This window comes from Cellvibrio sp. KY-YJ-3, from assembly GCF_008806955.1.
Taxonomy (GTDB): Bacteria; Pseudomonadota; Gammaproteobacteria; order Pseudomonadales; family Cellvibrionaceae; genus Cellvibrio.
The window spans coordinates 3,521,747-3,535,444 of the sequence record NZ_CP031727.1; the positions used below are offsets into that span (position 1 = coordinate 3,521,747).

General features: G+C 48.9%; 12 protein-coding genes and 2 tRNA genes. 1 reads left to right on the top strand and 13 read right to left on the bottom strand.

Translation table 11 applies throughout. The annotated features are described in order from the left end of the window. Positions 1-2: 2 nt before the first annotated feature. The 7 genes from D0B88_RS14860 to D0B88_RS14890 form a co-directional block, all read right to left on the bottom strand. The gene (locus D0B88_RS14860; protein ID WP_151058145.1) at positions 3-806 is read right to left on the bottom strand and encodes a nitrate- and nitrite sensing domain-containing protein; all 804 of its coding nucleotides are present in this window, start codon (positions 804-806) and stop codon (positions 3-5) included. Positions 807-811: 5 nt separating this feature from the next. Continuing rightward, on the bottom strand, positions 812-1,945 hold the full coding sequence (locus tag D0B88_RS14865) for a methyl-accepting chemotaxis protein (protein ID WP_151058147.1): 1,134 nt from the start codon (positions 1,943-1,945) through the stop codon (positions 812-814). Positions 1,946-2,276: 331 nt separating this feature from the next. Continuing rightward, a complete protein-coding gene (pepN, locus tag D0B88_RS14870) occupies positions 2,277-4,976 on the bottom strand; it encodes an aminopeptidase N (RefSeq protein ID WP_151058149.1) in 2,700 nt (899 codons plus the stop codon). Between the two features lie 33 nt (positions 4,977-5,009). Further along, the gene (locus tag D0B88_RS14875) at positions 5,010-5,282 is read right to left on the bottom strand and encodes a YeaC family protein (RefSeq protein ID WP_151058151.1); all 273 of its coding nucleotides are present in this window, start codon (positions 5,280-5,282) and stop codon (positions 5,010-5,012) included. Positions 5,283-5,302: 20 nt separating this feature from the next. Next, positions 5,303-6,175: a rhomboid family intramembrane serine protease gene (locus D0B88_RS14880; RefSeq protein ID WP_151058153.1), complete on the bottom strand. Its 873-nt coding sequence runs from the start codon at positions 6,173-6,175 to the stop codon at positions 5,303-5,305. Between the two features lie 34 nt (positions 6,176-6,209). Further along, positions 6,210-7,220 (bottom strand): metallophosphoesterase, encoded by a 1,011-nt coding sequence (locus D0B88_RS14885; protein WP_151058155.1) that lies wholly within the window; start codon positions 7,218-7,220, stop codon positions 6,210-6,212. Between the two features lie 18 nt (positions 7,221-7,238). After that, positions 7,239-8,138, bottom strand: coding sequence for an NAD(+) kinase (locus tag D0B88_RS14890; RefSeq protein ID WP_007641897.1), 900 nt, complete (start codon positions 8,136-8,138; stop codon positions 7,239-7,241). 89 nt (positions 8,139-8,227) lie between these two features. Between D0B88_RS14890 and D0B88_RS14895 the strand changes: the two genes are divergently transcribed. After that, complete coding sequence (locus D0B88_RS14895; RefSeq protein WP_151058157.1) at positions 8,228-9,256, top strand: DUF1853 family protein; 1,029 nt, start codon at positions 8,228-8,230, stop codon at positions 9,254-9,256. Positions 9,257-9,260: 4 nt separating this feature from the next. On the opposite strand, the gene D0B88_RS14900 is transcribed toward D0B88_RS14895, so the two are convergent. The 6 genes from D0B88_RS14900 to D0B88_RS14920 all read right to left on the bottom strand — a co-directional run bounded on the left by D0B88_RS14900 (position 9,261) and on the right by D0B88_RS14920 (position 13,495). Continuing rightward, on the bottom strand, positions 9,261-10,394 hold the full coding sequence (locus D0B88_RS14900) for a cyclic nucleotide-binding domain-containing protein (protein WP_225318386.1): 1,134 nt from the start codon (positions 10,392-10,394) through the stop codon (positions 9,261-9,263). Between the two features lie 30 nt (positions 10,395-10,424). After that, positions 10,425-11,372, bottom strand: coding sequence for a 1-aminocyclopropane-1-carboxylate deaminase/D-cysteine desulfhydrase (locus D0B88_RS14905; RefSeq protein WP_225318387.1), 948 nt, complete (start codon positions 11,370-11,372; stop codon positions 10,425-10,427). A 9-nt stretch (positions 11,373-11,381) separates the two neighbouring features. Then, a complete protein-coding gene (locus tag D0B88_RS14910) occupies positions 11,382-12,761 on the bottom strand; it encodes a hypothetical protein (protein WP_151058163.1) in 1,380 nt (459 codons plus the stop codon). Between the two features lie 268 nt (positions 12,762-13,029). Continuing rightward, complete coding sequence (locus tag D0B88_RS19235) at positions 13,030-13,155, bottom strand: hypothetical protein (protein WP_255477784.1); 126 nt, start codon at positions 13,153-13,155, stop codon at positions 13,030-13,032. Between the two features lie 128 nt (positions 13,156-13,283). Continuing rightward, positions 13,284-13,360: transfer RNA gene (locus D0B88_RS14915), tRNA-Asp, on the bottom strand. Between the two features lie 59 nt (positions 13,361-13,419). Further along, positions 13,420-13,495, bottom strand: a tRNA-Val gene (locus D0B88_RS14920). Positions 13,496-13,698 lie beyond the last annotated feature (203 nt).

Consider the following 13,698-nt stretch of genomic DNA (forward strand, 5'->3'; position numbering starts at 1 on the left):
ATCTATCCCCGATCATATTCAAGCCGCTCAATTTGTCGATCAAATTGGTTAAGCACATGCTCAATACAGCGGGTCGCCAATTTAAAATAATCTGCGGCCTGAATGCTGGGGCGATCTACCACCAGCTGGGTTTCAATGCAATGTAATAAATGGTGTATTTCGCTCCGCGATTGTTCCGGCCAGGTTGCATCAACACTGGAGGCAATTTTATTGCGCAGGTGATTCAACTGAATACGCAACACACTTGAGCACTGCCCTTTCGCTGCCACGCCTGTTCCCAACGCACGCGCCTGCCCGATGTATTCGGCAATGGATAACAGGTAGCGCCAATCGGTATCCATCGCATCACCGGTAACTTTAGTCAGGTGGTGCACGTCAGCAACGTCATCAATCAGATAGAGCAAGTTGGCGATAAGAATATTGTGCTGCTTAAAATTTTTATCCGCATCGCCCTGCATATAAAGCACACTCAGCCGCGACCAATGATCGACCAGACTGGACCATTTAACATTACTGCGCATCCATTCGCCGGACGAATCTACGTCAGACATAGTGCGTTTTATATTCTGCTCAAGGGATTCAATATCCTGCTGGGCCGCGGCATTACCATTGATAAACCCTGTGGTTAAACCCCGGTGTTGCTGAATGTAAGTAAGCAAACCACGCAACAGTTTTATGTAGGCAATACCCTGCACAAATAATTTACTAGCTTGATTACGCCTGTGCTGTAGGGAAACCATTAAAAATAATAAGAAACCTGCAGGAACCGCCAGTAGCACAATGGTGAGCAAGAGAGGAGTTTCCATTATTTTTACTCCGCTTGGTGGGTCAATTTATGTAAGTGGTCTGCAATCTCCGCCGCTTGACCGGCGCGAAAACTATTTTGATTGGCTAGGTCGGCAACAGTCTCTATATGTTTTGAAATTTCGCGCGCGGCAATACTCTGTTGACCGGCAGCAACTGCAATCTCATCAATTAAACTGAATACAACATCCGTGGTGGTAAGAATAGATTTTAATGAAGCATCGGCACTGGCAACTTCTTGCAACGAGTTATCGGTTTTTTCCACCACACTTTTCATACTGCCCAATACCTGCTGCATACTCTCTTGTACGCGGGCAATATTGGTTGCAATTTCTGCCGCAGAACCATGACTGCGAACTGCCAGTGCACGAACTTCATCGGCTACTACTGCAAAACCGCGCCCATGCTCACCTGCACGCGCCGCTTCAATCGCCGCATTCAATGCCAATAAATTGGTTTGCCCGGCAATATCACCAATGATTTTGGACATTGAGGTAACGTTTTGCATGAGCGCATCCAACTGACTCACACGCACTTCGGTTTCGCGCGCGAGGCTCGCTACGTCATTCACTTCACGGCTTGCACCCGCGAGGGACTGCCCTCCCTGCTTACTTAAATCGCAGGCGCTAGTTGCCGCATCACGCGCGGCAGAAATTCGGCTACTAATGTCATCAATACTGTGGCTGATCTCGGTAATTGCCGCCGCACTGGAGGTAGTGGCATTGGATTGATAGGCCGCACTTTTGGAAACTTCTTTTGCGTTAGTGGCGAGTTCCAACGAGGAGTGACCCATTTCTTTTACTGCATCTTTATATTCTGCATTGCGTCGTTGACGCGCTTTAAAAACCTCGATAAACGTATCGTGCAAACCGTGTAATGGGCCAGTCACTAATTGATTCCAGTCAACAGTTTGATCGCGATCGACAGCGGACAAATACTGTTTTATTCCCGCAATATCTTTGTTGACCCCACCCACAATACCCAGAATCAAAACCACGATGAGTAGTAGCGGCACAATCAACCAAAGGCTCACACTATTTAGCGCGATTGCTCCGGCTACCAACAGCAGATTGCCGAATATCGCCACCAATAAAACCCACGATTTAACTGAGGCAACCGCCTGCCCCAAGAAACGCACCATCACTTACCTCCACACCACAAAACCAACAACTCGTTAACCGAACCACAACCTATCGCCCAAAAGTAGTGCAAAGAGCTTTTTTAGAAAATTGAAATTACCGCCTGCACTCGCCCTCTAACGGGGCAACAAAACCACTTGCGCACCAAAAACTATACATTCGAAAGCTAGGTGCCAGAACCAAAGCCCTATTTCAAAATCATAAGATGCGTACTTCAACATTCATGCCATATCTGAGGTACAAGAAGATCAGGCAAAAAAATGGCCGCTCAGTGAGCGGCCATTTTTAGTTCAATAATTGAAAGGAGTTACTAGTGTTGTTTAGCGCACGCCGCTATACCAAGCTTTTGCTTACCACCTCAAATACATCCTTGGAGAGATTGGGTTCTGCCAAGATTCGCTCTAATTCTGCTTTCATCAGTGCCTGGCGAGCCCGGTTATATTTTTTCCACTTGGTTAAGGGGGTTAACAAGCGCGCTGCAATTTGTGGGTTTTGTTTATTCAGGTGGATAATTTGATCTGCCAAAAATTGATAACCCGCACCCTCGCCTGCATGAAAGTTAATCGCATTGGCATTACAGAAACTGGCAATTAACGCGCGAATTTTGTTCGGGTTTTTCCCATCAAACCCCGCGTGTGTTTGCAGGGCTTTGACTTTGGCAAGCGTGTTGGGCAATGCGCAACTGGCCTGCACACTCAACCACTGGTTAACCACTAAAGACTCGTGCTGCCAGCGCTGATAAAAATCGGCCAGCGCCTGTTCCGCCAACTGCTGCCCAAGCGGGGCCTCACTGTTGACCAATTGCGTCAATGCCGCCATCACATCGGTCATATTGTTGCTGGTGCGATACTGCAGCTCACAGGCGTGAATCAGATTTTCATCATTGAGCAACATTAAATAAGCCAGCGCGACATTTTTTAAACTCCGCGCCGCAATCGCATCGGCTGTTGCACTGTAGCTTTGCTGATGATCGTAGGCTTGATAAATACGTTCAAAATCTTCGCGCAATTCTCGCGCCAGTGCTTTGCGCACGGCGGCGCGACTGAAATGAATCGCCTCAACATCAACTACATCAGCCAACTCACTTAAATACGCTTCCGTTGGCAAGCTGAGCATATAAGCGACCATTGCCTGATCAAGACTTTCATCCTGTAATACGCTGCGATAAGCCGCGACCAAATCTGCATCTACCACCCAACCCGATAAATCACCGCCCTGCTGGTAGTGCTGCATAGCAGCATAAATGGCTTGCAAGCCCAACTGCTGACTCGCTTCCCAGCGATTAAAACCATCGCTGTCGCGGCTCATGAGTAATACCAAATCGGCACGGCTGTATTGGTAATGCATTTTTACCGGGGCGGAAAAACCACGCAGCAAACTGGGCACCGGTTTTTCCTGAACACGCTGAAATACAAACGTTTGTTCTGTATCCCTCAGCTCGATAACTTTGTGTGTATTATCGCCCGTTTCAAAATCTGGCTCGGCATCTTTTACATAAAGCGGTAAATCCCCCGCACTGCCCAATAAGCCCATTGCAATCGGGATATGGAACGGCAGCTTGTGTGCACACTCGGGCGTGGCAGGGCAAGATTGGGTGATGGTCAATGAGTATTCTTGCGCATCTTCGTCGTAATGATCGCGAATTTCCAAACGCGGTGTGCCCGCTTGTGAGTACCAGCGTTTGAATTGGGTTAAGTCGCGACCAGAAGCATCGGCGAGCGCCGCAACAAAATCTTCCGTAGTGACTGCCTGTCCATCGTGACGTTCAAAATATAAATCTGTGCCTTTGCGGAAATTTTCTTTGCCGAGCAAGGTGGCGAGCATACGGATAATTTCTGCGCCTTTTTCGTACACAGTCATGGTATAAAAATTAGAAATTTCGATATAGGACTCAGGGCGAATCGGATGCGCCATGGGGCCTGCATCTTCCGCAAATTGCAAGGTGCGCAATAGGCTAACGTCTTCGACACGTTTCACAGTACGCGAACCCATATCGGCGGAAAATTCCGAATCGCGATACACGGTAAAACCTTCTTTTAAACTCAATTGAAACCAGTCGCGACAGGTGACGCGGTTACCGCTCCAATTGTGGAAATATTCGTGGGCCACTACACCCTCTACGCGCTGAAAGCCGCCATCGGTCGTGGTTTCCGGTTTGGCGAGCACACAGGAGGTGTTGAAAATATTCAGACCTTTATTTTCCATCGCGCCCATATTGAAATCGTCCACCGCGACAATCATAAAAATATTCAGATCATATTCGCGGCCGTAAACTTCTTCATCCCAACGCATGGAATTTTTAAGCGAGGTCATGGCGTGGTCGCACTTGTCCAGGTCTTTGGGTTCTACAAATATTTTCAGTGCGACATTGCGCCCCGAACAAGTGGTGAAACCATCCTCGATATGCGCTAAATCACCTGCCACGAGTGCAAATAAATAAGCCGGTTTTTTAAAGGGATCATGCCAGGTGGCATAGTGTCGATTATTTTCCAGTTCGCCCTGATCGATTAAATTACCGTTGGATAACAGCACCGGAAATTTTTTATCCGCCACTACCGTAGTGGTGAATTCGCTCATTACATCGGGGCGATCGAGGTAATAGGTGATTTTGCGAAAACCCTCCGCTTCGCACTGGGTGCAATACATAGTGCGCGAGCGATACAAACCCTCCAGTGAGGTATTGGCCTCCGGTTTTATTTTGGTGATGGTTAATAATTTGAATTCGGCAGGCGTATTAAAAAGCGTGAGGCTCTCCTCGCCAAATTCATAATCACCCTCACCCAAGACTTTTCCATCCAGCGCGATAGAAACTAACTCCACATCAGCACCATGCAACTTGAGTTGAGTTGCAGGGGCAATTGCTGCAGGGTTGCGATACAAATCTAACATAGCGCTGACAATCGTTTCACCTTCATAAATTTCAAAACGCAGATCCGTCGTTCTGATTAAATAATCAGGTACCCGATAATCCTTGAGATAAATCGTTTTAGGTTGTTGGTTTTGAGCGGGAAGCGATTGTTCAACAGCAGTCATAATAAATTCCTGAGTCGCAGAAAGATGAAGGAGTTATTCAACCCACTTGATGGGTTTATCGGTGCGGGCATGATCGTGATCATGGTCGTCATCACCACAAAAGGTATGTGGCTCAGGTGGAATGTAACCCGTGTGCTGCTCTGGCGGTAAATTTTTGTGTTCGTAGGCAATCACTGCCTGCATACACAATTGTCTCTGCTCGGCAGAGAGGCGATTACCATCTGCCCATTTACCCAGCTCTACCGCGCGTTTTAAATTTTGATAAATTTCTGGCGTAAGGCTGGACAGTAATTGGTGTAAATCCATAAGAAGACTCGTACAAAAAATTAACGAAGAAAATAACGACCCGTGAATAGCGCATAAACCGCACCAGCAACCAAACCACCGAGATGCGCCGCATTAGCGACAGAACCGGCAATAAAATAATCAACCACGCCGGTCATGCACAACACCAGCCACACCAACATAAAACCAATCAATGCGGGCGATACAGCAACCAACGGATGAGGGTTTAAACGTTGGCGCACAGCAATAAAACCTACCAAGGCATAGACTACGCCAGACATTCCACCAAAATTGGAAGAACCGCTCCACATATACTGTGTAAGATTAGAGGCAATACCGGTAACTACCACAAATAATAAAAAGCCCCACTTCCCTTGGAGAATTTCCAGGCGACGCCCTAAATCCCACATCCATAAACTGTTAAACAAAAAATGAAAAATACCGAAATGTAAAAAGATCGGCGTTAATAATCGCCAGAGTTCGCCACCTGACAGTGACTCGCCGATAGGAATGTACTGCGTGTCAGTAAAATCCTGAAAACTAAAATAATGCAAAAATAAATTACCGGTTTCCGTTGTCACCAGTAATCCACCTACCGCACTTAATAAAATTAACGCAAGCACTATGGGAGTATGCATCGCCTGCACCAACAGCGAAGGCTGAGCAGCACCGGCTTGGATATAGGGAGGCGTAACCAAAGGTTCAGCGGTTGTTGAGGGCAATTGCGCTCGCCCATCCTCTAGCTGTTGTAAAAAATCTTGCAGCGCAGGAATCACCGCCGCATCGGTTACGGCCAAACATTGCTGAGCATTTTCCTCAGTAATGCGATGCTCAAGGCCACGCTCGTGCAAATAACGGCTGAGGGCGGATAAGTCGTGACCCAAAGAGAAATATTTTACGGCGATCCAGTTCAAAAGCGTCTTCCAGTTATCAGGGGGCGGTCAACCATCAAGGATCTACATAGATCCAAACAAATTTATCCTGCTGTAATTGTGCCTCACCGTCCATGCGATATGCCACCAAACGGCCGAATTTAACCGCACTGTAATCCAGGCATGCGAGGTTGGGCGCTATGGGACGAGGGCTTCCGGTCAGCCAGTAGTGCCCAACAAACAGTGGTGGCTGTTGTGCATCGTAGTACACCATTTGCGAGCGATGTTCAGGTGCAATCTCCATGGTGGCGATATGCTCGGGCAGTGGGTCAGGCTGAAATAATAATTGCCCATAGGTTTTTGCGTCGGGCACCCAAAACTTGGTGCGAAACGCGCGACGAACATAACCATCGGCCGAGACCATTTCCTCGCCCTCCGGCAGTGGCAAATCCACCCCACCGGTGAGGCGTAGACGGGTGAGGTGCTCCAGGCTGCCCTTGCGGCAAGAGCGCTCCACAAATCCCCAATCAATATGTCCATCACCAAAGTCCTTACGGTGCTGGTCAATCAGGGCCTGATCCCAGCAAGCATGTACAGTGCGAAATACTTGCTGGGTCAGTGGGTGCTCAATTTCCAAAAACAGCGGCAAACTGGCGAACCAATCCATAAACGCTCGCCACTCATGGGGGTAGCGGGAAAACTGCTGCAGGGTTTCGGCGATTTGCCGGGTGGCGGCGGGGGTATGTGCGCGCAAATAGTCGTTTGCGCCCGGCGCGACGGGAGTGCAGTAGGTCATCGCGTTAAATTCGTGGTTGCCGAGAATCATCAGCGCACTGCCCTGCTCGACCATGTTGCGCACCAAGTGCAAAGCCTCGCGAATACGCGGCCCCCGGTCAACTACATCGCCAAGAAAAATGGCTTGGCGGGATGGGTGGCGATAAACACCACGCACTTTTTTGTAGCCCATCAATTCCAGCAGGCGCGCTAATGTTTGTGCACAGCCGTGAATATCGCCAATCAAGTCATAACCATAAGCTTCGCCACGAATAGCGGTTGTTGATACTGATGATGACGGACTCACGACCATACTACTCTTGCAACCATACTACTCTCGCAACAAATGCCCACCCCAGCCTAACTTGGAGCGGCAACGCTGATAGAAGTTGTAATCCAGGGGATGTAGCAACTCGAGTAACTGACTTTTTTTGCGGATACAAATTTCATCGCCCGTCTGTACTTCTACGTGCGAGCTGCCATCACAGGTCACCATCGGCTCGGCGCGATTATGTTCACCCACGCGAATGCTGATTTCACTGTTACCAGCAACAACAATCGGACGGCTGCTTAGGGTGTGGGGGTTCATGGGAACAACAACAATCGCATCCAGGGTGGGGTGCAAAATGGGGCCGCCGCCGCTGAGCGAATAGGCGGTGGAGCCGGTAGGCGTAGCGACTATTACCCCATCTGAGCGCTGGCTGGTGACAAATACACCATCCACATAAATTTCAAATTGCAGCATATGAATAAACTTGCCGGGATGCAGCACTACATCATTCAGCGCATCGGCGGTATCAATTAGTTGACCTGCACGCTTTACTTCCATGTCCAGCAGAAAACGTTTTTCCGAGGTAAATTTGCCGGAGAGCACTTCATCTACTTTATTTTCGATATCTTCCGGGGTGATGTCAGTCAAAAATCCCAGACGGCCGCGATTAACCCCAAGCAATGGGACTTGATACTGCGCCAGCGCCCGGGCACCGCGTAGCAAACTGCCATCACCACCAACCACAATGACCAGATCACACACCTGCCCAAGGGTTTCCATATCCATTATCTGCTGGGCACCAGCGACCATTCCGGCGTCGGTGATTAGCGCTGCCGTTTCTGCCTCCAATACAAAGGCTTTGTTGCGCTGCTGCAAAAATCGAATAAGCCGCTTGATGGAATAAACCGCGCGCTCGTTGTTAAGGTGGCCGATAAGGCCGATAGTCGAAAAATGAGTCATAAGTATCACTGGGAGCGCTGATGAAAATGGCAAAAAGCCGACATGTCTGTGGGCTATTATAGCCCTCATCACCGCCAAGACTTAACTTTATGCTAATTGCCCCGCTTGCAGACACCGATCCATTTCACCTACTTCGCCATCAAGCCGTGCGCGATTTGGCCTGGTGCTGCCTGAGCCCACCTTTATTGCAGGAATTACCAGGCAGCAATACACAAATCTTCCCTCTGGCAGACATAGACATCTGGCCTTGGTTGCAAGCACTGGACAAAGATCCGGGCCCACTCCTCGATGCCTTGATGCAGGTAAAAAGCACACGCCTCGGCATTTATTACGAAAGCCTTTGGCGTTTTTATTTTACCCATGCACCACACTGGCAATTGCTCGCGCATAACTTCCCCATCAACCGCGGCAAAGCGACTCTCGGCGCCTTTGATTTTTTATGTCGGCGCGGCGATGACTATTGGCATATTGAAACGGCGGTAAAATTTTATTTGTGCGACACCCACGATCCGCAACAAGCTCAAGATTGGCAACATTGGATTGGCCCCAACAGCCACGATCGTTTTGATTTGAAATTGGCGCGCTTGCGCGATCACCAATTGCCGCTGCATCAAACTCCCGAGGGGCACACTGCGCTGCAACAGCGTTTTCCCCAAGCAGATCAGTGGCGCAGCGGACTTTGCCTGCAAGGGTATTTATTTTCACCCGCGCCCGCCACCCTATCCATCAATCAATTAACCAGCGCAGAATATATCCATAGCCTGCCGCGAGCGCTGCACAGCCATGCCTCTCAAGCCTTAGGATTTTGGTGGTATTTGCGCGACTTTTTAACACTCATCGCTGCAACAAACCCCTCTAGCGACAAGTTCAGTTGGATAATTTTAGAACGCGAGCAATGGTTTTCACCGGTAGAGGTTCATGGCGCAGACTTGATAACGAATATGGAATCACTAAACCAGCAATTAATTCACCAACTCCAACAAACAAAACGGCCGCTCATGGTAGCGGCCGTTATAGAGTCATGCTTGGAGAATGATGAAAAAAATAGTATTTGGCGAGAGCAGTTACGCGGTTTTGTGGTGCCAGATGACTGGCCGCAAAACCACAGCAACCCTTAAAAGATTATTTTCCTGCAACCGCCAATCCATCGCGCAACAAATAATTTTGAGTATCAGTCAAATGGATTAGTTGCGCCTGCGGTGTAAAAAGCTGGGCACAATTATCCAGCGCCAAGGTTTTGTAACCCTGCTGCGCCAACAAATGCGCAGCAGCACGACTACGACGCCCGGTATCGCAATAAAAGAGATACGTGTTTTCTTTATTTAGCAGACGGGATTTAATCGCCAAAATATTTAGCGGCACATTAACTGCCTGCGGCAAATGACCTTCGCTGTATTCTTCCTCACTACGCACATCAACTGCTACCGCGCCCTTGGCAATAGTATTTTGCAACTCATTAAAGGCGAGCGTTGCCACCACGGGTTCTTTCAATAGGCGATAAAAATCCTGTTTGCCCAAGCGCATTAACACGCCGTCAGTGCGCATAATCACGCTGGCATTACGCGCTGCTTCATTTACCAGTGCATCCTCGCCAAAACAACGCCCCACACCGATGGTAGCCAGATGTTCGCGCTTATTATCCTGATGGCGCGTAACATCGGCTTCGCCTTCTTTGATGAAATAACACTGGTCGCCAATTTCACCTTGGCGAATAATAACGTCACCCGCGTAAACGACTTGCGGTATCAAGCGCGAAAAAATCTGCTCTACATTTAAAGGAGGAACCTTAAAAAATAAATTGGAGCGCAACACTGTCATCATCCAATCAACATCTTCATCCAGATCACGCTCGCGGGAAATATTGAGCTGTAAGTAATCCGCCACTTCACTCCAAGTGAGCAACTTATCCAATTGCTCACTGTTGATGCGCACGAGACTGCAGTCCGTTTCGGCAATTGCTGTCACCTGACGTGGTTGCTGATGAGCAATAGGAAACAGGGAGGAACGACCTTTGACACGGGTGCGCAAGCCATCACCGGCCACCAGACTTACATCGCCATGAAGTAAATAAACATGTTGCCCATCGTAATTACCCGCCACAAAAAGTGACTGCCCGGCACAGACCGTTTCCTGCGATGCGTTGCTGAGTAGTGCGAGCAGATGGCTCTCACTCATATCTTTAAGTGGCACCAGTGTGTGCGTCAAATTCAGGTCAAATTCAACTGGCGGCATTGGTATGGATTTTTGAGCCTGCATAGCAACATCCTTCATGGTGAAAGCTGATTCTCAAGGGCAATTAAAACCGCGGCGCCCTTGCAAACCACCGGTGTGAATCGCAATAAGGCGTGAGCCGCGCGGCCAATAACCTTGTTGCGCCAGGGAACTAATCCCCCAAAGCATTTTTATTGTATAAACCGGATCAAGGGGAATGCCCGTGCTACGCTCAAACCCCCGCCAAAACTCGAATAAACTCGCACTTGGTTTTTTGGCATAACCGCCGCCGTGAAAACCGGAAATTAATCGCCAGTTATCGGCAAAGTATGATTCCGCAGAAACCAACTCACGATAACAAGTGGCGATATTAGCCCCTAAGTCACCGGCACCTTTCAACACTGAAAAGCCAATTACCGGTTTTTGTCGATCCACACCAGCAGCCAAACCCGCCAAACTAGTGCCCGTACCAACGGGAATGCATACCGCAGCATAATCACCCTGTGTTTGCTGCTCAAGCGCATGGCCCAACAACTGCACTCCACGTGCACCGGCAAGATTAGCTCCGCCTTCAGGAATAAGATATGACGGCCCATAACAAGCCTGCATATCGGTCAGCCAATCCGCTTCAGTTTTTCGGTCGTACTCCGCGCGACTAACAAAAACCAGTTTCATCCCCCAGGCCTCGGCATCCATCAAGGTTGCGCTCAAGTGCGCAGGTCGCTCGCCGCGAATAACACCAATAGCGTTAATGCGATAACGATGCGCCGCAGCGGCCAATGCATGTAGATGGTTGGAATAAGCACCACCAAAACTGAGCACTTGGGAGAAGCCTTGGCTACGCGCCGCCTGCAAATTAAAAAACAACTTATAAAATTTGTTGCCCGACAATTGCGAATCCAACAAATCATCACGCCTGACCCACAACTCAATGCCCTGTTTGGAGAGCATTGCCGTTGTTGCCCGCTGTAAAGGCACTGCAAGAGCAGCATCTGCCAACTGCTGCGCGGTTTCTATCACCACCACAAATTCCTATCGCCGACTATCTGCCAACATCCCAAGAGCCACCGCCTGATGCTGCGCACAGCGATCACTCTCACCGGGGTGGAATTCTAACGGAGTTTCGATAACGGGGATGCTCCTACCGCAGGTCTTGCCACGCGCATCTACCGCGTTACAACATGGCAGTTGATGATGCGCCAACCACGCGAGATACACCGGTTCATTTACACCCACTTTAGCCGCCGCGTAGGCATTGGGGTTTTCCAGATAGACACCAATATCATCGAGCGGAATCGCAACCTCCCCCAAACCGGGTAAAAATGTCACCAGATTAACGCCAGCTTTAACTAGCCGGCCAAGCAATTGATCACCACTGTTTTTGAGCAATTGCTGGTTTTCATGCTTAAGTTGGACAAGCTCTTCTTTGAGTGTGCTTTCGTTTTGGTGACGATAAAACAACTCAACCTCGCGCATGTCCAGCATTTCACGCAGCTCGGCGGTAGCAGCGTGGATTTTGGCATCCAGCTCTAACGAGAAATTTTCCTGCAACAACTGGATTTGGCTAGATTCACCTTGCTGCGCGGCCTTGAGCTTATGCGCAAAATACTCGCGCATCCCTTCCACCTTGGTCGCCTGGATATCAAGTGTTTCCTTGAGGGTTTGATTGCGCTCCGCCAGCTCTTTGTTCTCTTGCGCCAATTGCTGCAACTTTTCCTGATAAGCCAAAACACGCTTTTGGTGTTCTTGCTGTAAGCCGTGCAGTTTTGCCTGCTTTTGATTCATCAGGGTTGCAATATGCAAGGTCTGCTCATTAGTTAGCAGCTCGATTTGCTTGGCCAACTCGGCCGTATAGTAATCGTGTAAACGCTGCTCCAAGGCTGCCTGCTCACGCGCAAGCACCTCTTCGCTCAACACCTGATTGGGCACAATTGCATCACGCGAGGATCGAGCAGCTGGCTTTTCGGCTTTAACCACAAACCCCAAGCGATTAGCTTTCACCGCATCACGAATAGCAATAAAACTATTATTGCCAACCTGCATGGAGGGATCCCAAAGGTTCTTTTGATGCCAAGCAACCGGGCATTGGCTGTAACACACCAGGCGCACCGCACCCGCGCCCATATCGGGGCCTGTCCCGGCCGAGTCCAACAATTGCTGTAAAGGGACATTCCAGCGTCGATCAACCATGCCTTGCTCATCAAAACTGATAAGGAAAAACACCAGCCCCGTTACAGCCAAGCCGCTGCCCACTTGTATATAGGCTGCCTTGACGGAAGCGCCGGCAAAATCAGGAATGGGGATAAAACCATCGAGAATCGCCTCAAATTCCGTATAAAGCAGCTCACGAGCGACGCGCTCATGATCAAACAGAAAAACGGCTTCAAAATTTGCTGTGGAGGGGTGCGGCATAGGCGGGAATCTCAAGCCTGGCTTAGGACAGCTTGAGTATAGGAAATCAGGCGCCAAAAAAAAGTGAACAACCCCCTCTCCGACTGATTTTCAGGCGGATTTGCGGCCTACTCGACGAATTTGAATAGAATAAATTAAGCCGAAAAAAAAACTAGTTATAGGTGCCAGGCTTAAAAAATAGAAAAGTGATTAAAATCGTGAAAACAGGCGGGGAAAATCAGAGGAAGTTAACCAGAGCCTTGCAGCAAAACGCTGCAGCAGCTCTTATTTAGATGTCTGAGTAATCTTCGTAAAAGTCATCATCAGCATCGTCGTACTGGATATCCAGTAAATCTTCAACATAGTCTTGCATGGGAGTATCTCCTTGGGTTTGTTTGTTATGTACGCTATTCAATGGACAAGCAGATCAATCGCTTGTTCCTGGGACTAGGCCGCACAAGAAGCAAACTACCAACGAGATGTGACAATTATATGTACAGATAAAAAGAAAAAGCCCGCAACCTGTGCGGGCTTTTTGTATAGTGGCGGACCGGACGGGGCTCGAACCCGCGACCTCCGGCGTGACAGGCCGGCATTCTAACCGACTGAACTACCGGTCCGCATGCTTCTCAAACTGAGTATTTTGCATTGATGCTCTTGTTCATGAGAGCGCAAAATGTGGTGGGCGGTACAAGACTCGAACTTGTGACCCATGCCTTGTAAGGGCATTGCTCTACCAACTGAGCTAACCGCCCCTCGTTGAGAGGTGCGCATTCTATCGAATTTGAACTTCGTGTCAAACATTTTTCAGCGAAAAATATAAAGTTTTTTTAATTTGTACAAAACAGAGGCAAAGGCGAGTAAAAAGCCAACAGACTGATTCAAACTCACCCTGTAAAAATCGCCAACCTGGAATTGCATTCGATATATTTACCGGCAGCGAGTAGATTATCAGCCC

Coding starts and splice junctions, on each gene's coding strand:
- D0B88_RS14860 (WP_151058145.1), bottom strand. CDS start 806: ATGGAAACTCCTCTCTTGCTCACCATTGTGCTACTGGCGGTTCCTGCA.
- D0B88_RS14865 (WP_151058147.1), bottom strand. CDS start 1,945: ATGGTGCGTTTCTTGGGGCAGGCGGTTGCCTCAGTTAAATCGTGGGTT.
- pepN (WP_151058149.1), bottom strand. CDS start 4,976: ATGACTGCTGTTGAACAATCGCTTCCCGCTCAAAACCAACAACCTAAA.
- D0B88_RS14875 (WP_151058151.1), bottom strand. CDS start 5,282: ATGGATTTACACCAATTACTGTCCAGCCTTACGCCAGAAATTTATCAA.
- D0B88_RS14885 (WP_151058155.1), bottom strand. CDS start 7,220: ATGGTCGTGAGTCCGTCATCATCAGTATCAACAACCGCTATTCGTGGC.
- D0B88_RS14890 (WP_007641897.1), bottom strand. CDS start 8,138: ATGACTCATTTTTCGACTATCGGCCTTATCGGCCACCTTAACAACGAG.
- D0B88_RS14895 (WP_151058157.1), top strand. CDS start 8,228: ATGCTAATTGCCCCGCTTGCAGACACCGATCCATTTCACCTACTTCGC.
- D0B88_RS14900 (WP_225318386.1), bottom strand. CDS start 10,394: ATGCAGGCTCAAAAATCCATACCAATGCCGCCAGTTGAATTTGACCTG.
- D0B88_RS14910 (WP_151058163.1), bottom strand. CDS start 12,761: ATGCCGCACCCCTCCACAGCAAATTTTGAAGCCGTTTTTCTGTTTGAT.